We start from the raw sequence: 23678 nt of genomic DNA on the forward strand, positions 1-23678 counted from the left end.
TTTTCATTTCGGTTTAGACTGAAATGATACCGCAGCATGATTTCTTCCAAATTTAAAAGTGGTGTCCCTTTATCACTTGGTAGTCTTTCTGAAGATTCAGATAAGGGACTTTGGTCTGCGACAGTATTTTTATCCAAAATCAAACATTTATTCCTTATAAAAATGAAAAGATATATACAGTCAATATTTCTATTGACATTGATGAAACTATGCATATCAAACCTAAATGCCCAAACTCCTTGGGATGAAGTCATGATGGGCAAAGGAGAAATTTGTACAGCTTTGCTATACGAGCACTCCTCTTGGAATCAATATTGGGAAGGTACATACCTCCGAGAAAATGCGAATATCGGAACCTTTACCCGACAAATGGCCATGCCCATGGTAGCAATGGGCATTTTTAAAAAAATCAATATCATAGCAAGCCTTCCATTCATCAGCACTGAGGCTTCCGGTGGTACACAAGTTGGCCAATCAGGAATCCAAGACCTCAGCATCAATGCCAAGGTTGACTGGCTTCAAAAACAACTTGGGAGCGGAAGATTACTTTTCCTTACAAATGCCCATTTCAGCACCCCAGTTGGGAATTACCTATCAGATTATATGCCTTTTAGCATCGGAGGAGGTGCCCCAGAACTAGGTTTGAGAGGTATTGGGGGGTATAAAATGGATAATGGCCTTGTTTTTAGAGCAGCACTTGCTTACTTATGGAGAGGGCAAACAGAAGTGGAGAGGGATTATTATTACGAAAATGGAAGTGTATATTCTTCATTTATGAATGTACCTAATGCCCTAAATATTCATGGTGCTATTGGATATTGGGCCTTAGATAATAGACTAAGATTAGAAGCTACATATATGAGCCTCAATTGTCTGACCGGAGATGACATCCGCTCCTATAATAGACCTCAGCCAACAAATAAAACCGAGGTAAGCCAAGTAGGAGCATGGATCCAATATTTTATAAAGTCTGAGCAAGGTCTGGGTGCTCTGGCATATTTCAGCCAAACCATCAATGGCCGAAACATGGGAAAAGCCACCACCATCGGCTTGGGTCTTACTTATCAGTTTAAAGTCTATTAATCTCAACTCGAAATGAAAAAGCTCAAAATATTCTATAAATATCTGTTTTTACTCACCTTCATCGTAAGTTCTTGTATTGAGGAAACCCCTAATTATTATGAATTCGAGGGTTATACTTTCGAAAATCTTGATGAAAACGGAGGGACTTGGAAAACAATTCTGGTCAGCGCTCCTACCCAAATAATTATTCCACGGCCAGAGGCAACAAATTCAGCAGTCTACCAAAATGAAGTGAATGAAGTGAAGCTACAAATGTCAGGATTGACACCCTCCGAGACAGCGGCTGTAAAGTATTGGACCAACAATCCCATTTTGAGATGGAATGAAATCGCACTGGAACTCGCAGCCAAATACAACTTAATCCCCGGTCCCAATGCAGACGGAACTTACACACTCCCAAATCCGGCCAATCCTGTAGGACCGCCGTCATTTCCATTTGCCCATCCACCCTACACCAGCAGGATGCTGGCCTATTTGAGTGTAGCTCAATTTGATGCTTTGGTCGTCGCTTGGCACTACAAATACGAGTTTAACCGTCCTGCTCCATACCAGATCGACAATACGATTCAACCTGCATATTCCCAAAGCCAACTTCCTTCCTATCCATCCGATGGGGCATCCATTGCCACAGTATCCAAGGAAATCTTAACTGTCATGTTTCCGCTTGAGGCCATTTATCTTGAAAATAAGTACCAAGAGCATCTTGCCAGTCTGGTCCATGCTGGGATCAACGTCCCAAGTGACATCACTGCCGGTAATATCATTGGTACGGAAGTCGTCAAATTGGCCAAGCAACGGGCATCTACTGATGGGATGGCCAAAGCCCAAACTCCAAAATCTGTTTCAGATTCAATTACAAATGCGGCTTTTGAGAGATTTGGGTGGAAATGGGAAAATATGGAAACTCCCAAAAGACCAGTCGGATTGACTCCTCTATTCGGTCAAGTTAGAATGTGGAATGTCCCTACTGTGGAAGAAGTCAGACCCGGTCCCCCACCCGCTCCCGGTTCTATGGAATTTGAAAAAGATGCTGCAGAGATTCGGAAGTTTGCTTCTCACATGACTGTAAGCCAACGCCGAATTGCCAATTGGTGGGAAGATGGCCTTGGTTCATATACACCTCCGGGACATTGGAACAAGTTTGCCAAAGAAGCAATAGTAAAGGCCAAACTCAATCCACTTAGGTCTGCAAGAGTTTTTGCTTACATGAACACTGCCATCATGGACGCAGGCGTGGCATGTTGGGATACAAAATATTACTACCATTACCCAAGACCTATAGAGACGATTGCAGGATTCAAAACCATTCTAGGCACACCCAACTTTCCTGCTTACACTTCAGGACATAGCACTTTCTCTGCGGCAGGGGCGGAAGTACTTGCGCATTTTTTTCCTTCAGATGCAGCCCAGTTTAGAGCTAGGGCAGAGGAAGCTGCTGTTTCAAGGCTATATGGAGGTATTCATTACCGGTTTGATGCAGAAGTAGGTATCACACAAGGAAAAAATGTCGCAGCATATGCAGTAAGCAGAGCCAAAAATGATGGTGCAGAGTAAAGAATTAAAAAGGGTTTGATTGGTTTACAACCCCGGCTAGGATAATAGGCCGGGGCTGTTTTTTTATCCTACTTTGACAGGCTGTTCTATTTCTTTCCTCAGACTCTTGGATGCCAATACAATCAATGCAATGGAAAGAACAAAAAGCAAGGCAGCAATTACTGAAAGTACATATACTTCCTGCTTGAAATTATTCCAGGCAAACAATCCCAATGAAGTCAAAGTGACTGTAAACATAAAGAACATAGGAATGGTCACAAAAGTAGCATTCACCTTTTGCCTAATCAGCCAAACTGCAATGGTCAATAATGCCAAAGCGGCCAACAATTGATTTGCCGAACCGAAAATTGGCCAAAGGGTAGTAAAACTTCCTGATGCCAACAACAGAACGGAAAGAATGACAACTACCGAGGTGGATAAATACCTATTTTGGGAAAGTTTATTCCCAATAGGGTTTTTTACATCTTCAAAATATTCCTGTAAAGTAAATCTAGCCAATCTCGTGCAGGTATCTAAAGTCGTGAGGGCAAAAGCAGAAACAGTGAGGGCGACAAAACCTACTGCAAATTGTTCGGAAATCCCCATAGTAGATATCATACCTCCCAATCCGGTTGAAAACAAACTTACCGGCCCTTCATTCCCAATTCTGCTTAGGTATTCTCCCCTAGACAGGACCACTACAGCGCCTACAGAAATAATTGCCAAAAAAGATTCAATCAACATCCCTCCATAGCCTACTATCTTTGCGTCGCTCTCTTTATCCAGTTGCTTAGAAGTAGTACCTGAGGCCACAAGAGAGTGAAAACCTGAAATAGCACCGCAGGCAATGGTGACAAACAATACAGGAAACAAGTAACCTAAATTTTCAGCAGAGATATGAACCTGATTGTCCATTTTGATTTCCGGATTGGATATAAATACGCCTATAACAGCAGAAATCATCAATCCATACAACAAAAAACTATTCAAATAATCTCTTGGCTGAAGCAAAAATGTCACAGGAGTGACAGAAGCAAAAAAAGCATACCCAAGCAGTAAATAAATCCAAAGCTGGTAATCAAGTGCAAACGGAAGCTGCATTCCCAGATATACAAAATAATACATCAAAGCCACGCCTATGGCAGTATTGATCACAAAAGCGGTTTTGTTTCCTCCGAGAAATTTATTCACATAGCCAAAAACAACTGCAAGTATCATAAATAAAATAGATGCGGAAGCCACACCGGGATTACTGACAAAAGTCTTGGCAATAATATCTGAAAAAACCCCAATCACGAGAATCAGCGTAGAGAAACTGAAAATAATAAAAAGCTGCTTTCCGCTTTTTCCAATATTGTTTTGAATAATCACTCCTATGGATTTCCCTTGGTTTCTCAGAGAAGCGGCCATACTCCCCAAATCGTGGACAGCACCAAAGAAAATCCCTCCCACCAAAATCCAAATCACAGCCGGAATCCAACCAAATGTCACCGCAATGATTGGACCTACTATGGGGCCTGCCCCGGCGATAGAAGCAAAATGGTGACCCAACACCACGATTGGCTTGCTAGGAACATAATCTATGCCATCCTCATAGAGGTGTGAAGGTGCCTTCCTTTTGTCATCAAGACCAAATTTTTTATAGGCAAATTTCCCATAAGTATAATAGGCAAGAAACAGAATAGTGGCAGATATAATCAGTAAAATTGAAAGTGTCATTTTATTTTGGGCTAATAAACCTTGAATTTCCCCTAAATCGATCAAATAACAAATTATATTCTCGGGATTTAGGACCATGCAGGTAAAAAGTTCTGAATTTCTCTGTTTTTAGCCAATCTGTCATAGAGCTTGGAAAAATGAAGTTAACCATCAGGTTTTATTTAACGGATAATACCTATAAATTTGTACTCCCCGAAACGCAGGTTTTGGCGTAAAAAAATAAAATATGGCTTGGTTCAAAAGGACAGATAAAGGAATAAAAACCTCGACTGAAGAAAAAAAAGATACCCCGGATGGTTTATGGTTTAAAACCCCTCAGGGAAATATCATCCATACGAGAGAACTCAAAAATAATTCATATGTATGCCCTGACGATGATTTCCATGTCAAAATAGGGTCAAAAGAATACTTTGAAATTCTTTTTGATGGAAACAAGTTTAAAGAACTTGACACCGAAATGAAGTCCGGCGATCCATTAAATTTTGTGGATACCAAACCTTATAAAGGCCGAATTACCGCCACTATCCAAAAAACTGAATTGAATGACGCAGTCAGGACAGCAGTTGGAAAGATGAATGACTTGGATCTTGTGGTGGCCTGTATGGATTTTAATTTTATCGGCGGTTCCATGGGGTCAGTAGTTGGTGAAAAAATCGCAAGGGCAATTGACTATTCCCTAAAAAACAAAATCGCCTTTTTGATGATTTCCAAATCAGGGGGAGCAAGAATGATGGAAGCCGGATTCAGCCTGATGCAGATGGCCAAGACATCTGCGAAGCTCGCTTTGTTGGAAAAGGCTGCAATCCCTTACATTTCGCTGTTGACTGACCCTACTACCGGTGGTGTCACTGCTTCCTATGCCATGTTGGGTGATTTCAATATAGCAGAGCCTGAAGCCTTGATTGGATTTGCCGGTCCGAGAGTTATCCGCGAAACTATTGGTAAAGATTTGCCAAAAGGGTTCCAAAGTTCTGAATTTGTGTTGGAACACGGGTTCTTGGATTTTATCATCGATAGAAGGCAGTTGAAAAACAGATTAACGACACTTCTAAACCTTCTGAGGAATTAAGAAGTTATCTATTGAAATTGAAAAAAAGGAATACCTCAAAAATCAGGTTCTTTTTGGTCAATTATATTGATTAATAAATATATTTGTGTTCCCGAATCGGGTCTTAATGCTGAAATTAAAAAGTAAAATAATCATTAAATGGGTTCAGTAATTATTACATCTATAGTAGCATTTACGCTTATCATTTTGCTACTCGTTTTTATCCTGTTGTTTGCCCAATCCAAGCTGGTTGCCTCAGGTGATGTCAAAATCATTGTAAATGGCGATGAAAGCAATCCGATTGTCGCTTCGGCAGGTTCTACGCTCTTGAGTACGCTCGGAGGGAAAAAAATATTTCTTCCCTCAGCATGTGGCGGTGGCGGTACTTGTGCTATGTGTAAATGCGTCATTGAAGAAGGCGGAGGAGAAGTGTTACCAACTGAAGAGGGACACCTCAGCAGGGCTGAAAAGCAGGGCAACGTACGGCTTTCTTGCCAGGTAAAGGTAAAACAAGACATGAAAATCAGGATTCCTGAGGAAATCTTTGGAATCAAAAAATGGGAGTGTGAAGTTTTATCAAACTACAACGTATCCACTTTTATCAAAGAATTCAAAGTAAAACTTCCTGAAGGAGAAACACTCCACTTCGAATCAGGGGGATATATTCAGATAGATGTACCTGTAATCACTGTCAATTTTAAGGACATTGATATTGCTCCCCACCCTGAACTCGGACACCCGGCAGATGTGTACAAGAGCGACTGGGACAAGTTTGGACTTTGGGATCTGGTCATGAAAAATGATGAAGAGCTCTTCAGGGCATATTCTATGGCCAACCACCCCGCCGAAGGCAACATTGTAATGCTTACCATACGTATTGCTACCCCACCTTGGGATAGAGCCAATAATAAATGGATGGATGTCAATCCGGGTGTTTGTTCGTCCTATGTTTTCTCAAGAAAGCCAGGTGATAAAGTGACAATTTCAGGTCCTTATGGTGAATTCCATATCAACCCTACCCAAAGAGAAATGATCTACATAGGTGGTGGTGCGGGAATGGCTCCTTTAAGATCTCATATTTTCCACTTATTCCACACAGAAAAATCCGACAGGAAAGTATCTTATTGGTACGGTGGTAGGTCTAAAAAAGAACTTTTCTATGTCCCTCATTTCAGAGATATCGAAAAGGATTTTCCAAATTTCAAATTCCACATAGGTCTTTCGGAACCCTTACCTGAAGATAATTGGACAATCAAGAAAGAACTGGGAGATGCTGAAGCTGACGGTTATGTGGGATTTATACACCAGGTGCTTTATGACAATTACTTAAAAAATCATCCTGAACCAGACGAAATCGAATACTACCTCTGTGGTCCCCCATTGATGAACGCTGCAGTATTGAAACTGTTAGATGATATGGGAATTCCCAAAGAAAATATCAGGTTTGATGATTTTGGAGGCTAACATAGATATCAAGAGTCCCGCAATAGCGGGACTTTTTTATTTCACTCTGGATTTTTTAATTATTTTTGGATAGTCTTTAAATCACGTCCATGAATATTCGACAATACTTTGATCCGATTCCGGAATTCATCACCACCCAAACATACAGCTCCAATTCATTTTTCAATTTCATACACTTTCATGGAGAAACTTTTCCTGATTTGAAAGGCTTACAGATAGCCATTGTTGGACTGGGTGAAAATCGTGGTATAACAAAAGGAGAAAGTATTGAAAGAAGTGCCTCAGAGATCCGTGACAAACTTTTTCACTTAAAAAAAGGACATGGTCTATACAAAATAGCAGACTTGGGGGATTTGAAAAGGGGAGCAACAAGGGAAGAATCTATCCAAACGATGGCTACCGTTGGAGAATATCTGATCAAAAAACAGATTTTACCTGTTTTTATTGGAGGCTCACATGACTTGGATTTGGGACAATACCTTTCGTACCAAAACCTGGATAAACTTGTTTCCCTGGTGACCGTCGATGCAAAAGTGGATATGGAAGAAGTAGGGACACCTTCAGAAAACCATTCCCAAGAAATTATTTTGCATCAACCCAATTTCCTTTTCAATTATAGTCACTTAGGCTATCAAAGTTTTTTGGTAGACAAAGACCTTACCGGTGTGATGGAAAAACTTTATTTTGACCATATCCGCTTAGGACATGTCAGGAGCAATTTCAAAGAAATAGAGCCCATTATCAGGAATGCGGATTTGCTGAGCTTTGACATTTGTGCAATACAATCATCAGATGCACCCGGTGCGGCAGATGCACAGCCATTTGGACTTTCCGGTGAGGAAGCCTGCCAGATCTGTAAGTTTGCAGGTATGAACGAAAAACTTTCCTCTTTTGGGATTTTTGGATACCAGCCATATTACGACGATAACAGAAACAAAACCGCCTCAGTCATAGCCACGATGGTATGGTACTTCATAGAGGGCTTCTATGACAGAAAAGACACTTTGTCTTTTAAAGGCAATGACTATATCAAATATACGGTATCATTGGACATGAAACCTTCGACTTTAGTATTTTATAAAAGCAAAAGGAGCGAAAAATGGTGGATGGAAATCCCCCACCAAGATCTGGATAAATTTGACAGAAACACTATTATTCCCTGTAGCTACCAAGATTATCAGATGGCCCAATCAGGGGAAATACCAGAAAGGTGGATCAATGCCCAGTTAAAACTTCTTTGATGAAAACTTATACCAAACAACAATTGGCGCTACGCAATGGTCAGGATAAACCGGAAATATGGGTCGCTTACCATGGTGAAATATATGATGTTTCTGATTCAAGGCTTTGGAAAAACGGAAAGCATTATGAGCATTGGGCTGGACAGGATCTAACAGACGAACTGCCGGATGCACCACATACGGCTGAGGTTTTTAGAAAATTTAAAATAATTGGGCTTTTGACAGAATGATATGATATTGATTGCAGATAGCGGTGCCAGTAAGACAGACTGGAGAGTGATAAATGAAAAGGGAGAAATCAGCCAACATAGAGGAATTGGATTTAACCCCAATTACCAAACGGCTGAAGAAATGGCAAATGAACTTCAGGAGGATTACTTAATAAACCTAAGGGATGATATCGATACCATCTATTATTATGGAGCAGGCTGTGCTTCTCAAAAAAATAGGCTACAGGTTACAAATGCCCTCCGGAGTATTTTCAAAAAAGCAGAAATAAACGTAGACCATGACCTCATGGCGGCAGCAAGGGCCACATGCGGTAACCTGCCGGGCATAGCCTGCATTTTGGGAACAGGTTCTAACAGCTGTGATTATGATGGTGAAATCATCATCAACAAAAGACCTGCACCAGGATATATCCTTGGTGATGAAGGCGGTGGAGCGTACATTGGAAGAAAATTTCTACAGGATTTTATACATGAAGAAATGCCCAATAAACTGCGGGAGAAGGTAATCGACAAATTCCATCTTGATACCCAGACAATTATCGAAAATGTCTATCAAAGGCCATTTCCGGGAAGGTATATGGCGAGTTTTTGCAGGTTTATTTCTGAGCATGCTGCAGACCCTTATTGCTATATGCTTTACTATAATTCATTTCAGGAGTTTTTCAAAAAAACTGTCTTGAAATATGATGATTATAAAAATAAACCCGTGAGTTTTGTAGGCTCTATTGCCTTTTACAACAGTGACATTCTGAGGAAGGCCGCTTATGATGCCGATATCCACGTCAATTTAATTTTGGAAGGACCTATTGCTGGATTAACCCTTTACCACAAAGAACTACTATGAATACGACCGAAAGCAGCTCACTTTACGACAATCTCGAGCATATGGACACTCTTTCATTGCTAGAAAAAATCAATGATGAAGATAAAAAAGTGGCAATAGCTGTAGAGAAGCAAATCAAGGCAATAGAGGCTTTGGTGGAGGAAATTATACCTAGGATGAACAAGGGAGGAAGGCTTTTTTACATCGGAGCAGGTACCAGCGGAAGACTTGGAATCTTGGATGCTTCTGAGTGTCCGCCTACTTATGGAGTGCCCCATGATTGGGTTGTAGGAATTATTGCAGGCGGGGATTCGGCCATCCGAAAAGCTGTCGAAAATGCTGAAGATGATGCCAATCAGGCTTGGATCGATATTCAAAAATTTGGATTCAAGAAAGAAGATACAGTCATTGGAATAGCCGCTTCAGGGACCACACCTTATGTAATAGGTGGTGTCAAATCCGCTAGAGAAGCCGGGCTTCTTACAGGATGCATTACCTGCAACAGTGATTCTCCACTTTCCAAAGCCGTTGCGTTTCCTGTTCAGGTAGTAGTCGGCCCTGAATTTGTCACAGGAAGTACACGAATGAAAGCAGGAACAGCCCAAAAACTGGTGCTGAATATGATCTCCACAACGATCATGATCAAACTGGGAAGGGTAAAAGGAAACAAAATGGTAGACATGCAGCTATCCAACAGAAAGCTAGTCAACAGAGGAATCCGTATGATCATGGAATCAACCGGCAGCCCTGAAGATGAAGCCAAGGATTTACTTTTGAAATATGGATCAGTACGTTCCGCGGTAGAGGCTTTCTTTCAAAAGAGTGAAGGCTGACTCTGATTATGATCTAACTTTTCTTATCTTTGCATCCCTTTTAAATTCAGCAACTTAGTACCTGAATCAAAAAGATTACATCTTAATACAGCAGAGATGCTGCAACACAATGAAAAAAGAAAATAACAGAAGTTCGGGCTCCAGAAATGAAGGTGGTTCCAAACCTTATAAAGGAGGAAGCAAATCTGATGGAAAAAAGAATTATTCTGACAAGAAAGATTTTGGAGGTTCAAAGCCAACCGGAGAAAGAAAATTTGACAAAAAGTCCAATCACTCTAGAGGTGAAGGACCTGCCCGTCCTTACGGAGACAAAAAGTTTGAAGGAAAAAAAGATTATTCCGACAAAAAGGAATTCAGAGGTACCAAACCTGAGGGAGAAAGAAACTTTGACAATAAGCCAGGCTATTCCAAAGGTGAAGGTTCTTCCCGTCCTTATGGAGACAAGGGAAGATTCGAAGGAAAAAAAGACTATTCCGATAAAAAGGAATTCAGAGGTTCCAAGCCTGAAGGAGAAAGAAAATTCGACAAAAAGCCGGGTTATTCTAAGGGTGAAGGTTCCCCCCGTACTTATGGAGACAAAGGAAGATTTGAAGGAAAGAAAGATTACTCTGAAAAAAAGCCTTTTCCCAAATCCCAAAATGAAAAACCGGATAGACGATTTGGAAACAAGAGCGATTCGCCTTTGAGCAGCAGAAGAGCTGATGAATTTGATGACTTTGAAGATTTCAACCAAACTTCAGAAAAAAAAGGGCCGAGAAAACCAAGACTTGATGAGGAGAGAGCATCAAGAAGAGCAGAAAGCAGAAATGATTTTCCAAGGATAGCGCAAAAGAACAGCAAGGATAAGGAGGAAGAGGAATTTGAAGGAATACGAGACTTATCAGAAAAGAAAGGACCTAAAAAATCTAAGTACGAAGGTCAGTTCCCTGAAAGAAAAAAAGAGAATACCGACGAATCGCGCACAGACCAATCTGATTACAGAAAATCAGAGAGATTCTCAAAAGATGACAAACCTGCCTTCGGCAAAAGAAATGCCGAAATAGGATTTAATAAAAGACCTACTGCAGAGGAAGATTTCAAAAGCGTTTACCGTGGAAGAGGAAAGGATGAAAAACCTATTTATGAAAAAGTCCTAAAATCAGATCTTCCAAAAGAAACAGGCTTTCAAAAAAAGATAAGAAAGCCATTCACAGACGACACCTCGGGGGAAAGGCCAAATTATAATTTTGAAAAACTTGAGAAGAACCATAATCCAAAAGTTCAATCAGACGCTCTCAGATTAAATAAATTCATTGCAAACTCAGGAATATGTTCAAGGAGAGAAGCGGATGTTTTGATCCAACATGGAGAAATCCAGGTCAATGGTGAAGTAGTCAAAGAATTGGGTCACAAGATAAACCGGACAGACAAGGTAATCTACAAAGGAAAAAACATCAATCCTGAAAAACCTGTCTACTTGCTTTTGAATAAGCCAAAGGATTTTATCACCACTACGGAAGATCCCTTGGCCAGAAAAACTGTCATGCACCTTATTTCCAATGCCTGTGAAGAAAGGATCTTTCCTGTAGGAAGATTGGATAGAAATACGACAGGTTTATTGTTGTTTACAAATGATGGTGAACTTGCTGCGAAACTATCTCATCCCTCCAATAATGTCAAAAAAATCTACCAGGTTACGTTAAACAAGCCCTTGACCGCCAATGACGAAAAGGAAATCCTAGAAGGAATTACTTTAGAAGATGGCCCGGCAAAAGTTGATGACATGCAAGTACTTTCTAAGGACAGAACTATCCTTGGTCTGGAAATACATTTGGGAAGAAACCGGATCGTAAGAAGGATATTTGCACACTTCGGTTATGAGGTTGAAGCCTTGGACAGGGTTATTTTTGCCGGATTGGATAAAAAAGATCTTCCAAGAGGAAAATACAGGTTCCTTTCCGAAAAAGAAGTGATTAAGCTCAAATACTTCTTATAAATCCTTTAGTAAAAAATAAAGGCCTTGGATTGATCCAAGGCCTTTTTTGTTGGTTTAGCTTTTATAACAACTATTTAGCAGCCATCAATTGGGCAAATCCATCAGTACTTCTTACATAGAATTCAACCCTAGCAGAAGGACTGACACGCTCAAATGTGTAAAGTTTTTGGAATCCGATTGAATTATCGATTTTTTCCTCATGGACCAATTTGTCATTTTCAAAAACCATTACTGATAAATCAGATGGAAGCAGGGCGTTTACTAGCAACTTATACTTGTTGTTTTCAACCTTTTCAAGTTTGGAATAGATTACCGGAGAGGCTACAACATCATTGAGATCTATATCCAATTGATCTATCACGACATTGTTTTCATAAACCTCCATGGAATAAATTCCCGCTTTGAGTTTTGAAAAATCATAATACTTTGCAAAGGCATTTTCAGAAACAATCTTGTCCCTTTGGACCAAAAATTTGTTTTCATCATAAATCTTTACTGTTACTGTTTTAGCTTGGTTTAGTCCATACAGAAGTTGAACTTTCTTTTCATCCACTTTTCTAAGTGAAACCGGTGATTTTGTAGGTTTTTCAGAACCTGCCTCGTTTGCCATAGCGCTTACTGAAACGCCCGCAGCAATAATCATTGATGCAATAAATGCTTTCATGGTAATAAAATTTAGTTGGTTTAAGAGATTTTTTATGAAGTTTACCTCGGTTGGATTTCTCCGTTTTCAAACAATATGAGGTCGGTTACTCAGGGGTGGGATGAAGCCATTTGGTATTTGACTTCGATACAAACTTAGATAGATTGCTTATTTATTGCAAATAATTTAACAATTATTATTTTTATTACATTTTTTATAATAAAATAAAATAATTTTTAATGATTTAATAATTGTGTTTTATTTTTTCGGAATCGATGTCATTTAGTTCCTATATGTTGGATTTCCTCATAAAACCAAATAATATTTTTTTGTGTATACATCTAAAAATATTTAAATATACTGTTCATTACTATCCAAAAAATAAAAAAAGAGCATGGATTTGGCTCCCTGCTCTTTCAAATCAGTCCCTATTGGGCTATTTTTTTGTTTATTTCATACTTTTTCCGGCCTCAGCCAAGGACTTAGAATCAAAATTTCCAAGCAGTTCGACGACCATTAAGTCCCCTCCCTTATCATTGAGAAGTACGACGACATCGCTGATCATCCTATCCCCTTTGGTGAAAATCAAAATTCCATTTCCCTTGTCACTTGTTTCCATCATCAATTCGTATTTCTCTTTTTCCAAGGCTTTATATAACGTTTTGAACTCCGCCTGACCTGTGGGACTATTTTCAGGGAGTTTGAAAAGTTTGACCCTTTCTAGGGATTTGACGATTCCTTCCACTTTTGCTTCATCCAATTTCACATTGAATCCTTCAGCAAAATTCATAAAGTTGCCTCCTATGTCCATGTGAAAGAAATCATCATTGGCTTTATACTTTTGATAAAGTGCATCTACACTTTTGCTTTGGGCTTGGGCCATGTGCACAAACATGACAAGAGAGATAATCAACAGAAGTTTTTTCATTGGTTTATGATTTGTTTATTTCTTTTTATTTCCGCTTTGGTATTCCTTCATTCCGGGCATGTTGGTCTTTTCAGCGAGAATGTTAAGGTCTTGATATGTAAAACTTCCCAACATACTAAGTAAGGTGAAACTTTCGCCGGAACCGGATATCATCAATAATTCCTTTACTAAGCCATTTTCTTCCCTCACCATAAATTTGACATTGGAACCTTTATCTGCCACATCCATCAAGTCCTCATACCTGTTTTTATTAAGGGTGGCCATGGCTTCTTGGTAGAGATTTTTTCCGTTGGGAGTATCCGTAGAAAGGATTCTGATTCCTCTGACTTTGGATATCAACTCTCCTAAATCCTCCGCCTCCTGATCTAAATCCTTGCTTGCCGATTTCAGGAATCCTCCGGCCATCTGCATCATTTTTGGACTGATGTACACCCTTGAAAAATTCTCATCCTCCATGTATTTGGAAAAGAATTTGCTGATAGCATCATCCTGTGCATTTGCTCCGGTCACCAAAAGTGTCAGCACAATCAGTGGTAAAATTTTCTTTATCATTGTTTTTGTTCTTTAAGATTAAAGATTTCTTGGGTCGTATTCAAATGCCTCATTTCTCCCATGGCACCTAGATTTTCAGTTCCTTTTTGCATATTGGTTTGAATCAGGTTGAAAGCCTCCATGACCTGCTCAAAAGCCTCTCTTTCGGCTTTCTTCATTTGGTATCTATACAATATGGCCCCAACTGCAAGAAAGATGATAAACAAGGCTGCTATTTTAATCCAATGAAATGATGGCTTTTTAATGTTGTTTTTTAATTCAAATTCTTTGGGCTGAATTGAGGAAATTCCGGCAATTCCCAAAAAGAACTTCTTTTCCTCTTCAAAGTCTTTCGCGTTTTGAAGAAGGTTTTTGATTTCTCTTTCTTCTTCAAGGCTAGTTTCGCCTTCCCAATATTTTTTCAATAATGAGCTTAACCTATTTTCCATTTTTCTGCTGCATCAAATAATCCTTCAATGTCTTTCTTGCCCTGTGCAAATTGACCTTCACCTGATCCAATGAAATTTCGAGGTACTCCCCGATTTCCTCATACGTCAATCCTTCTACTTCCCTCAACTGAAATATTTCCCGCTGCTTTTCAGGAAGTGATTCCAAAAACCTGAAAACGAGCTTCACTTCCTCACTTCTGTCAAGACTTTCTTCACTTGCTTCAATATCAAAATCCACTATGGAATCAAACTTTTTTGATATCCGAAAGTGCTGAAGGCTTTCATTTTTCAGACTTCTCACCAGCCAACCGGTAGGATTTTCCATTCTTTGAAGTTCATCTTTTCGGAGCCAAGCTTTTTCAAAAACAGCCTGCAATATATCCTGAGCAACTTCTCTGTCTTTGACCCAGAGAAAAGCCATACGATACAGTTTGTTTTTTAGCGACCAGATGTGTGCTTCAAAAAAAGTCTTCATTCAGGTAGATGATGATCGGGAAATTGGAATGTTACAGCAATTTGAAAAAAAAACTGAACTTTAGATTAAATTTAAATTAGGCAAAAAATAGTATGCATGCCTACTATTTATTATTTTGCAATGCAATGATTCAACAAATGAAAACCAACCTCATCCTTAAAAGACATCAATTGGGCATAAAAAAAGCCCTGAAAAATTCAGGGCTTGTGGTGATAAGTGGACTCGAACCACCGACTCACGGATTTTCAGTCCGATGCTCTACCAACTGAGCTATATCACCGATTCCGTTAAAGTGATGCAAATGTAGGTAATTGAAACATTGATCCAAACCATTTGATTAAAAAATTTAGACTAAACCCAACCCAAAAACGCTAATACAAACAATATGAGCATTTTACCCCAAGTAATTTTTCTCCTTGTTTTTGCGGTAGCAGGCTATATTCTTTTCAAAAGAATCAGCTTCCTGCGCAGAAACATTTTCCTAGGAAAAAGAGAGACCAGAAATGATCTCCCTGATCAGCGATGGAAAACCATGTTATTGGTAGCATTTGGACAACAGAAAATGTTCAAAAAGTTTACCCCTGCGATTCTGCATCTTCTAATTTATGTAGCTTTTGTCATCATCAATCTTGAAGTACTGGAATTTGTCATTGACGGTATTTTCGGTACGCATAGGGTTTTTGCCCCTTTCTTAGGATCAGCCTATGGAGTGGCCATGAATATTTTTGAGTTTCTGGCCATTGCCGTGTTGGTTTCTTGTTTCGCCTTTTTGATCAGGAGAAATGTCATGAAAGTGGACCGCTTCACCAAACCTGAATTGAACGGTTGGCCTGCCATGGATGCCAATCTCATTCTGGTCATCGAAATCATTTTGATGTTTGCCATTCTCACTATGAATGCTACAGATCAAATCTTGGCTTCCCGCGGGGTTCCACATTATACCCTATTGAATGGATTGTTTTTCAGCAATTTCCTTCAGCCAATTTTTCAGGGAATGTCAGACAGCACTTTGGTATTTATTGAGCGGTTTGCTTGGTGGTTTCATATAGTAGGAATTCTGGCTTTCGCCGTGTATGTGACCTACTCCAAGCATTTGCATATTTTCCTAGCCTTCCCCAACACTTGGTATTCCAACCTCAAGCCAAAAGGAGAAATGAACAATATGCCTGAGGTGACCAATGAAGTCAACATGATGCTAGGTATAGCTCCTGAGACAAGCGCAGAACCTCCTGCCGAGATCGGAAGGTTTGGAGCCAAAGACATCAATGACCTCAGTTGGGTCAACGTCATGAATGCCTACAGCTGCACTGAGTGCGGTCGCTGTACAGCAGAGTGTCCAGCCAATATCACAGGCAAAAAGCTTTCTCCTAGGAAAATCATGATGGATGTAAGGGACCGGGCAGAAGAAGTGGGGAAGAGCATGGATGCAGGTGGACCTGGATTGGCTGACGGCAAATCCCTGCTTGGGGATTATATCAGCAAAGAAGAAATCAATGCCTGCACTTCCTGCAATGCCTGTGTGGAAGCTTGTCCTATCAATATAGATCCGCTGTCCATCATACTTCAGATGAGAAGGTATGTGTCTATGGAAGAATCCGCTGCACCTGCACAGTGGAATGCCATGTTTCAGAATATGGAAACGGCTTTTTCCCCTTGGAAATTCCCTCCTTCTGACAGGTTCAATTGGGCAGAAAAATTAAAAAATGAAGAAATAAAGGAGAATTGAGACTTGAGACTAGAGATTTGAGATTTTACTCCACTGAGGTTTAAATATTCTTGAATCCCAAACCACTTGTCCAAATTTCCATGGCTCACTTTCATCAATTCTACATCAAAAACTCTACTTGAAATACCTTCTAATAATTTATTCTTGATTTCAATGTCTTGTTTCTCTGATCTCGTTTCTTGTTTCTAAGGTCTCATATCTCATATTTCAAGTCTCTTATCTATATCATGTCAACATATAAAATACCAACTATGGCCGAAATGGCCGCTTCGGGGGAAACCCCTGAAATTCTTTTTTGGGTAGGTTGCGCAGGTTCATTCGACGAGCGCTATAAATCCGTTACGCAGGCATTTGTAAAAATATTGAATAAAGTAGGGGTAAGTTTTGCAGTTCTCGGACCAGAGGAAGCCTGTACCGGTGACCCTGCGAGAAGGGCAGGAAATGAATTCCTGTTCCAGATGCAGGCGGTTTCCAATATTCAGGTGATGAATGCCTATGAAGTCAAAAAAGTGGTGACAGCCTGCCCTCATTGCTTCAATACCATCAAAAACGAATATCCTGCCCTTGGCGGAAACTATGAAGTCATCCACCATTCCCAGTTTTTGCAGCAGCTGATCAATGAAGGGAAGATCATCCTTCAAGGTGGCGGGGAGTTCAAAGGCAAAAAAATCACCTTTCACGATTCCTGTTATCTCGGAAGGGCAAATGATGTCTATGAAGCACCTAGGGATGTCATCAGAGCTTTGGATGTAGAACTTGTAGAAATGAAGCGCTGCAAGACCAAAGGGCTATGCTGTGGCGCCGGCGGCGCGCAAATGTTTAAAGAACCTGAGCCCGGGAAGAAAGATATCAATGTAGAAAGAGCAGAAGAAGCCTTGGCAACAGGAGCTACTACCATAGCCGTTGGCTGTCCTTTTTGCCTGACGATGATGTCTGACGGTGTCAAGAATAAAGAAAAGGAAAATGAAGTTAAAGTCTATGACCTTGCAGAAATGCTGGCCAAAGACATGGGCATCTGAAAACCTGAAAATTCTAAATCAAAACCCCAAGTTTAAAATTTGGGGTTTATTTTTGAGTTTTGTTTGATTAAAAGAACCATTTTCTCAAAAATTACCGTTAGGTTAAAGAAATAAAAGCAGCCCTAAATACTTTACTGTAGCTAAGCAAGACAAATTATGTACAAGCCCTTTGATCAGATGCCTGCCAATGCCAGAATCTGGACATATACCTCAACCAGAAGATTTGACAAAGACGAACTGGAGATTTTATCTTCGAGATTGTCTGCTTTTTGCGAGCAATGGAATACCCACGGCGCCTTGATGCCCACTTCCTTTGAAATCCAGTTTGATCAAGTCATCATTTTGGCAGTGGATGAAAGCCGGTTGGGAGCAAGTGGCTGCTCGATAGATTCTTCAGTCAGGGTTTTGAGAGATATAGAAAATGAATTGGACATCGACCTGCTCAATCAGGGGAAAGTTTCATTTATCAAAAGTGAAGGGGACTTGGAAGTAAATCCTATCCTCGGGATCAAATCAAAAGTAACAGAGGGAATCCTTCAGGCCGAAACCATCGTATTGAATCCTGTGGTGAAGAATAAGGCGGATTTGGAGAATAATTGGAAAATCAAGGCAAAAGAATCCTGGCTGAACAAATTCTTTGAGAATTAATTTTGATAAAAATCCTATATTTAAAACATTAAGAAAACATTCCAAAATAACTATGAAGCGAATTGCTTTATTTCTTGTTTTGATACCCATATTGCTAGGAGCTTGTACTAGCATGTACCAAAAAGGCCAAAACCAGTTTCAGTCAGGTGAATATCAAGTTGCTATCAACACTTTTTCGAAGATTCTTGAAAAAGAACCGGAAAACAAGCAAGCTAATTTTTATGTAGCAGAAAGCTATCGGCTATCCAACAGGATAGAAGAATCCAAAGCTTATTATGAAAAACTTGCTGCAGAGGAGGAAACTTACGAGACATTTTTCAGGCTGGGACAAAGTCTAAAAAGCCAAGGTGAATATGAACAGGCGACAGCAGCATTTGAAAAAGCCAAGGGACTGACCTTGGATGATAAAAATCTCCAACTTGTAGAACTTGAACTTTCCAATCTAAAAAAAATCGGTGAAATCCAGAATTATTGGGAATTCATGCAGGTGGAAAATTACAAGTTATTGAATACCCCACTTGCTGAGTATTCTCCGGTAGTGAACGGTGGATTTCTGTATTTTACCAGCAACAGACAAAGCAGTGGAATCTATGATGCCACAGGGACACCATACCTAAAAATGTTCCGTACCAGAGCGGAAGGAATCAAAGTAGATGTACAAAACGTGCAGCAGCTTCCCGAATTCCGAAATGAGGATAACCTGAACCAAGGTTCTATGGCTGTCAGTCCTGATGGAAATACCCTGATCTATGCAAGGGCCAATTCAACCTCTCCAAAAGACTTGCCGGACGTTCATCTGTTCGCCTCGTATTTCCGAGGCGGAGGATATACCCAACCGATTTGGATGCCGGTAAATGAGGATGAATTTTACACCAATACTACACCTGCTTTCAGTCCTGACGGAAATGAGCTTTACTTTTCTTCAATTAGACCTGATGGCAAAGGAGGATTGGATCTGTACAAAGCGACCAAACTTGCCAATGGAGATTTTGGCAATGCAGTGAATATGGGAAACCAAATCAATACTCCCGGCAATGAAATGTTTCCTTACATAGCCTCAGACGGTAAGCTATTTTTCGCTTCTGATGGCCACTCCGGTTTTGGGAAGTTGGATCTCTTCGTAGCCGAAAGGACAGAAAAAGGATGGGAAGTGAAGAACCTTGGTCCAAACATCAATTCTGTGGCCGATGATTTTGGAATCTTTTTTTCCAAATATCCTTCTGAAGGATTTCTTTCATCCAATAGGAAAGGCGGATTGGGAGATGATGATATTTATTTCTTTGAAGACAAAACACCGAAACCAAAAATCGTCAATGTATTTCTCAACGTGACTACCAAAGAGAAAAAAGATGATGGAACTGAGGTGATTCTGCCACAGACAAGAGTTGTACTGTATGACGGTACCAATAAAAACATCGGAGGTGATTTCTCCAACCAAAACGGTAGGCTGAGGTTTACATTGGCACCTGAAGCCAATTTTTCCATCATCGCCTCCAAAAGCGGCTACTTCAGCAAAAGCATAACTTACAGCACTAAAGGCAAAACTCCAAGACCTGAGGATCTCATCCAAGAAGTTACCAATATTACACTTGACACCACGGTAGTTTTGGATGCTTTGATTTTAGAGAGATCTATTGTGCTCGAAAATATTTATTATGATCTGAACAAAGCGGATATCCGTGCCGATGCGGCATTGGAATTGGACAAACTGGTCAAGATCTTAAAAGACAATCCAAGCATCAGGATAGAATTGAGCTCTCATGCTGATGCACGTGCGACTGATGAATACAACGATGCCCTGACCCAAAGAAGGGCTGAATCTGCAGTGGCTTACCTGGTTTCACAGGGAATAGATGCAAGCAGGTTAGTAGCCAAAGGTTATGGCAAGCGACAGCTGATCATCGAAAATGCCCAAACAGAAGAAGAACATCAGACCAATAGAAGAACAGAATTCAAGGTAATTGCTATCATAAATTGATGGTTCAAAAACCCCAAAGAATTATATTTAAGGATGTGAAGTCATAAAAAAAGGAGAGGGTTGACCTCTCCTTTTTTCGTTTATGTCGGATTAATTTTCATTCCAATCAGATGGAAACTTAATCGAAATCTGAATTTATTTGCACCCTTCTTTCCTTCGGGTATCGATGATATAAGTGATTTTCCAGCCTTCTGTTGTTTTGATCAATTGGAATGAATTGACTCCACAGTGGCTGAAATTGTCATTGACATAAAATTCATAAGGTGTCCAAGCCGCTGCCATGTCCCCGTCGACTTTAATCTGATAGTCAAGAATCCGTTCGTCCAAGATCGTAGTGGCCGGAGTGGTGGCGATCCTGTTTACAAAATCCGCAACCGAATTGGAACCCAATTCAGATCCGCTTTCGCCGCTTTTCACAGTTTGCATAGTCGCATCTTGATGAAAAGCTGCTTTTATCAAGTCGGTATTTTTTGACTTCATTCCCTCAAACATGGAGGCAATCACTTGCCTGACTTCCTCATTTTGCTGCGCAAAAAGGGAAGTTGCCGACAGAGAAAATAAAATCACGGAAGCAATAAAGGTCCTTTTCATTTTTTCTTGATGCTGCCTCCTGTACCTGTTTTGACATTAATCTCGGTTGGATTGCCGTCATAGACAATTTTAGCGGCTGTTGCCAAAGAACCGTTGATGGAAGATGTCGCCGTAAAACTGATGCTTGCAGTTGTATTGCCTAGGACATTCACATTTTTTGCAACAAGATTCAAGCCGTCAATCTGCGCATTGGTGTAGGCATTTGCTTCCAATTGACTGACTTTACCTTTAATAAAAATCCGCGAATTTGTGGCAGCTTCCAGGTTTAGCTTTTCAGCATCGACAATTGCTTCCAAATATGCATTGTTGGAGGAAGCCAAATAAGCTTCTTGGGCTTCTATTTTACTTTTGGCCACCACCTGTGCACTTGAAGTAGCTTCAATGCCCTGAATATCCACATAAGTCACTACTACCCTTACGGAGTGATTTCTGTAATTGCCTCTTGCCAACCTGACTTCAAGCGCATCTCCCACAACGGAAGTTTCAACTTTGCCGACATCAATCCCACTAGCGGTGATTTCTACCTTATTTTCATTTCCTTTTACCAATTCAGCTTTGATGGCATTCGATACTTTTATAACATTAAAATCGCGCATTGGCCGGCTGTCGTTTTGTGTTTGGGCATTTGAGATACCGACAATTGCTAAAAGAGCAAAAACAATGAGTTTAATTTTCATTTTCATATTGCGTGTTAGGTTTAGATTCCACCATATAATTTGAAGGTCATATTCCTTAAAGAGGGATTATTGACGGCGAAGTGCATTGCCTCGGCGATTTCAGCAGTCCCTACCCATTTGGTAAAGTCTGCATCGGGCATCGACTCTCGGTTGGCCTGAGTATCGATAATACTCGGGATAAAAACATGCGCCCTGATCTTGGTATTTTTGGCATCTTCAGCCACATAGTTGGCAAGTTCTATCACAAGTCTTTTACTCAATGCATATGCCACAACGTTTTTTGCATCTTCGGGTTGCAGTGCAGGACGAGCCCCGATAAACAAAAAATCTCCAAAATCAGCTTTTTTCATCAAAGGCAGAAAGCATTTTACCATGTTAAACGCAGAATAAAAATTAAGCCTGATCATTTTATCCAGTTCATCCAGCCCTGTATGTTCAATGTCTCCCCCTGCATAGCCTCCCACCAAAAGTCCGATGGCATCTACTTCTCCATATTGCAGGATAAAATCATTTTTAAAATCGCTGACAGCTTTTTGGTCTGTCACATCCACTTCATAGACATCGTCAGCTTCTTCTACCGACTCCCCCGAACCGGGCAAAACAGTAGCAATAACTCTATATCCTTCCCTCTTAAATTTTTCAACGACTGCTTTCCCTAGATTTCCGGCAGCACCCGTGATAATTAAATTCCTTTCCATAAATCAAACTTTTTTTGTTTCTGTTACTTTTACCAAAATTAAGCTATGCTTTTCTTTTCCATGGAAAAACAAAAATCTCTGATCCAAACTACCGAATCGAAAAAGAAAAGGGTCTTCATTCTGAAATTAGTCATTTACCTGATACTTTTTCTAGGGGCAAAATTCATTCCTGAAATACAGGAATACCTCATCAAATATCCAAGTATCAACAGTATTCATCGTGCCATACTATTTTTATTGGGTGGCAATATCCTTATTTCTCTTGGTAGGATAATTACCGCCCGCATTTACTTAAGGAAGACCGTAGACGAAAAGGTTCACGGCAATTTCCTGATCGGTATTACCTGGATTTCGAATATACTCAATTCAATGGTTTTTGTCATTGCCCTGATGCTTGCTTTTGACATTAGACCCCTGGAATTCCTTACAAGTCTGACCATCGTGGCTGCTGCCATTGCGATATTGACCAAAGATTATGTCAATAACATCATCAATGGATTGATCATCATGTTTACAGATCAGTTTTCTCTCGGAGATACTATCAAAATCGGTGAAAACACAGGTGTAATTGAGGATATTACCTTGCTTAATGTGGTAATCAAAAAAGAAGATGGGTATAAAACCATCATTCCAAACAATCTCGTCCTCGGGGTTCAGGTCACCAATTATAGCAGATTGGACCATAGAAAAGTAGATTTTCAAATGGACATGCCCTTCCCTACTAAATTCAAACTCACCCAAATTGAAGGAATCCTCGTTGAGAATTTTGAAAAAAGAATAAAGAAAAAAGAAGTAGCTAATATAAAAATAGTGTTGGTCGCTATCCAAAAAGAAGTGTACAGCATCAAGGTTTCTCTAGAGTCGTCCCTGACTGATGAAACCAAAATAAAATCAGAACTCCAACAATACTTATTGGATCTTTTAAATGAAAACTGAGAAGGAAAACTATTTTGATCTGGTGTATCAGGTGGTCCGTATGATTCCAAAAGGTAGAGTGACTTCCTACGGAACTATTGCCAATTATCTTGGGCTGAAAAGCGGTGCAAGGATGGTCGGCTATGCGATGAATGCCTGCCATACACAGCCTGATGTCCCCGCCCACAGGGTAGTAAATAGGGTGGGTTTGCTTACAGGCAAACATCATTTTTCTCCACCGGAGAGGATGCAACAGCTTTTAGAAGCAGAAGGTATCAAAGTAGTGAACGATAAAATTCAGAATTTTGACCTTCATTTTTGGAATCCAACAGAAATTAAATTAGAAGATTAAATCCCCTTTTTTGGACTATTTGAGCGCATTATTTGTTTTTTATACAGATTTTTTACCTACGAGGCGCAAAAGTGTATGCTTTTTGCAATATCCATTCAA

At 40.1% G+C, this 23678-nt stretch carries 24 protein-coding genes and 1 tRNA gene; 15 read left to right on the top strand and 10 right to left on the bottom strand.

Annotation, left to right across the window (positions count from 1 at the left end):
* The first annotated feature begins 162 nt into the window (after positions 1-162).
* Together MMU07_RS02730 and MMU07_RS02735 are read left to right on the top strand one after the other, a co-directional pair.
* Positions 163-1083 carry a transporter gene (locus tag MMU07_RS02730; RefSeq protein WP_241124302.1) on the top strand — a complete coding sequence of 307 codons (921 nt, stop codon included), beginning with the start codon at positions 163-165 and terminating at the stop codon, positions 1081-1083.
* Positions 1084-1095: 12 nt separating this feature from the next.
* Positions 1096-2637, top strand: coding sequence for a vanadium-dependent haloperoxidase (locus tag MMU07_RS02735; RefSeq protein WP_241124303.1), 1542 nt, complete (start codon positions 1096-1098; stop codon positions 2635-2637).
* 63 nt (positions 2638-2700) lie between these two features.
* Here the strand turns inward: MMU07_RS02735 and MMU07_RS02740 are convergent, their stop codons facing one another.
* A complete protein-coding gene (locus MMU07_RS02740; RefSeq protein ID WP_241124304.1) occupies positions 2701-4335 on the bottom strand; it encodes a carbon starvation CstA family protein in 1635 nt (544 codons plus the stop codon).
* Between the two features lie 226 nt (positions 4336-4561).
* Here MMU07_RS02740 and accD point away from each other — a divergent pair, with 226 nt between their 5' ends.
* From accD to MMU07_RS21810, 7 genes are all read left to right on the top strand, one after another.
* Positions 4562-5404 carry an acetyl-CoA carboxylase, carboxyltransferase subunit beta gene (accD, locus tag MMU07_RS02745; RefSeq protein ID WP_241124305.1) on the top strand — a complete coding sequence of 281 codons (843 nt, stop codon included), beginning with the start codon at positions 4562-4564 and terminating at the stop codon, positions 5402-5404.
* A gap of 138 nt (positions 5405-5542) precedes the next feature.
* Positions 5543-6847 carry an NADH:ubiquinone reductase (Na(+)-transporting) subunit F gene (nqrF, locus tag MMU07_RS02750; RefSeq protein WP_241124306.1) on the top strand — a complete coding sequence of 435 codons (1305 nt, stop codon included), beginning with the start codon at positions 5543-5545 and terminating at the stop codon, positions 6845-6847.
* An 89-nt stretch (positions 6848-6936) separates the two neighbouring features.
* Positions 6937-8088 (top strand): formimidoylglutamase, encoded by a 1152-nt coding sequence (locus tag MMU07_RS02755; protein ID WP_241124307.1) that lies wholly within the window; start codon positions 6937-6939, stop codon positions 8086-8088.
* Entirely contained in the window at positions 8088-8318 is a 231-nt protein-coding gene (locus tag MMU07_RS02760) for a cytochrome b5 domain-containing protein (protein WP_241124308.1), read from the top strand. The genes MMU07_RS02755 and MMU07_RS02760 overlap by 1 nt, the downstream gene beginning before the upstream one ends.
* 1 nt (position 8319) lies before the next feature.
* Positions 8320-9162: an N-acetylglucosamine kinase gene (locus tag MMU07_RS02765; protein ID WP_241124309.1), complete on the top strand. Its 843-nt coding sequence runs from the start codon at positions 8320-8322 to the stop codon at positions 9160-9162.
* Positions 9159-9974: an N-acetylmuramic acid 6-phosphate etherase gene (gene murQ / locus MMU07_RS02770; RefSeq protein WP_241124310.1), complete on the top strand. Its 816-nt coding sequence runs from the start codon at positions 9159-9161 to the stop codon at positions 9972-9974. The genes MMU07_RS02765 and murQ overlap by 4 nt, the downstream gene beginning before the upstream one ends.
* A 109-nt stretch (positions 9975-10083) precedes the next feature.
* Entirely contained in the window at positions 10084-11949 is a 1866-nt protein-coding gene (locus MMU07_RS21810; RefSeq protein ID WP_418884500.1) for a pseudouridine synthase, read from the top strand.
* A gap of 70 nt (positions 11950-12019) precedes the next feature.
* Here the strand turns inward: MMU07_RS21810 and MMU07_RS02780 are convergent, their stop codons facing one another.
* The 6 genes from MMU07_RS02780 to MMU07_RS02805 all read right to left on the bottom strand — a co-directional run bounded on the left by MMU07_RS02780 (position 12020) and on the right by MMU07_RS02805 (position 15255).
* Positions 12020-12613 (bottom strand): hypothetical protein, encoded by a 594-nt coding sequence (locus MMU07_RS02780; protein WP_241124311.1) that lies wholly within the window; start codon positions 12611-12613, stop codon positions 12020-12022.
* A 427-nt stretch (positions 12614-13040) separates the two neighbouring features.
* Entirely contained in the window at positions 13041-13520 is a 480-nt protein-coding gene (locus MMU07_RS02785) for a DUF4252 domain-containing protein (RefSeq protein WP_241124312.1), read from the bottom strand.
* Between the two features lie 15 nt (positions 13521-13535).
* Complete coding sequence (locus MMU07_RS02790) at positions 13536-14072, bottom strand: DUF4252 domain-containing protein (protein WP_241124313.1); 537 nt, start codon at positions 14070-14072, stop codon at positions 13536-13538.
* Complete coding sequence (locus MMU07_RS02795; RefSeq protein ID WP_241124314.1) at positions 14069-14500, bottom strand: hypothetical protein; 432 nt, start codon at positions 14498-14500, stop codon at positions 14069-14071. The genes MMU07_RS02790 and MMU07_RS02795 overlap by 4 nt, the downstream gene beginning before the upstream one ends.
* Positions 14490-14975 carry an RNA polymerase sigma factor gene (locus MMU07_RS02800; RefSeq protein WP_241124315.1) on the bottom strand — a complete coding sequence of 162 codons (486 nt, stop codon included), beginning with the start codon at positions 14973-14975 and terminating at the stop codon, positions 14490-14492. The genes MMU07_RS02795 and MMU07_RS02800 overlap by 11 nt, the downstream gene beginning before the upstream one ends.
* A gap of 207 nt (positions 14976-15182) precedes the next feature.
* Positions 15183-15255, bottom strand: a tRNA-Phe gene (locus MMU07_RS02805).
* Between the two features lie 105 nt (positions 15256-15360).
* On the opposite strand from MMU07_RS02805, the gene MMU07_RS02810 reads away from it, so the two are divergent.
* From MMU07_RS02810 to MMU07_RS02825, 4 genes are all read left to right on the top strand, one after another.
* Positions 15361-16701, top strand: a complete 1341-nt coding sequence (locus tag MMU07_RS02810) for a 4Fe-4S dicluster domain-containing protein (RefSeq protein WP_241124316.1) — start codon at positions 15361-15363, stop codon at positions 16699-16701.
* Between the two features lie 227 nt (positions 16702-16928).
* Positions 16929-17720 carry a (Fe-S)-binding protein gene (locus tag MMU07_RS02815; RefSeq protein ID WP_241124317.1) on the top strand — a complete coding sequence of 264 codons (792 nt, stop codon included), beginning with the start codon at positions 16929-16931 and terminating at the stop codon, positions 17718-17720.
* Positions 17721-17876: 156 nt separating this feature from the next.
* The gene (locus tag MMU07_RS02820; RefSeq protein ID WP_241124318.1) at positions 17877-18368 is read left to right on the top strand and encodes a hypothetical protein; all 492 of its coding nucleotides are present in this window, start codon (positions 17877-17879) and stop codon (positions 18366-18368) included.
* A 52-nt stretch (positions 18369-18420) separates the two neighbouring features.
* Positions 18421-20346 (top strand): CHU_0125 family OmpA-like outer membrane integrity protein, encoded by a 1926-nt coding sequence (locus MMU07_RS02825; RefSeq protein WP_241124319.1) that lies wholly within the window; start codon positions 18421-18423, stop codon positions 20344-20346.
* 135 nt (positions 20347-20481) lie between these two features.
* On the opposite strand, the gene MMU07_RS02830 is transcribed toward MMU07_RS02825, so the two are convergent.
* Genes MMU07_RS02830 through MMU07_RS02840 form a run of 3 tightly spaced genes read right to left on the bottom strand, consistent with a single transcriptional unit; the run spans position 20482 to position 22312 of the window.
* Positions 20482-20937 carry a nuclear transport factor 2 family protein gene (locus tag MMU07_RS02830; RefSeq protein WP_241124321.1) on the bottom strand — a complete coding sequence of 152 codons (456 nt, stop codon included), beginning with the start codon at positions 20935-20937 and terminating at the stop codon, positions 20482-20484.
* Positions 20934-21620, bottom strand: a complete 687-nt coding sequence (locus MMU07_RS02835) for a head GIN domain-containing protein (RefSeq protein ID WP_241124322.1) — start codon at positions 21618-21620, stop codon at positions 20934-20936. The genes MMU07_RS02830 and MMU07_RS02835 overlap by 4 nt, the downstream gene beginning before the upstream one ends.
* Positions 21621-21634: 14 nt before the next feature.
* Positions 21635-22312 (bottom strand): SDR family NAD(P)-dependent oxidoreductase, encoded by a 678-nt coding sequence (locus MMU07_RS02840; RefSeq protein ID WP_241124323.1) that lies wholly within the window; start codon positions 22310-22312, stop codon positions 21635-21637.
* 45 nt (positions 22313-22357) lie between these two features.
* Here MMU07_RS02840 and MMU07_RS02845 point away from each other — a divergent pair, with 45 nt between their 5' ends.
* Both MMU07_RS02845 and MMU07_RS02850 read left to right on the top strand, forming a co-directional pair.
* Positions 22358-23248 (top strand): mechanosensitive ion channel family protein, encoded by an 891-nt coding sequence (locus MMU07_RS02845; protein WP_241124324.1) that lies wholly within the window; start codon positions 22358-22360, stop codon positions 23246-23248.
* Positions 23238-23579: an MGMT family protein gene (locus tag MMU07_RS02850; protein ID WP_241124325.1), complete on the top strand. Its 342-nt coding sequence runs from the start codon at positions 23238-23240 to the stop codon at positions 23577-23579. Before MMU07_RS02845 ends, MMU07_RS02850 begins: the two co-directional genes overlap by 11 nt.
* The last annotated feature ends 99 nt before the right edge of the window (positions 23580-23678 follow it).

The sequence above is a fragment of the Cognataquiflexum nitidum genome, assembly GCF_022538055.1.
In the GTDB taxonomy this organism is placed as follows: Bacteria; Bacteroidota; Bacteroidia; order Cytophagales; family Cyclobacteriaceae; genus Cognataquiflexum; species Cognataquiflexum nitidum.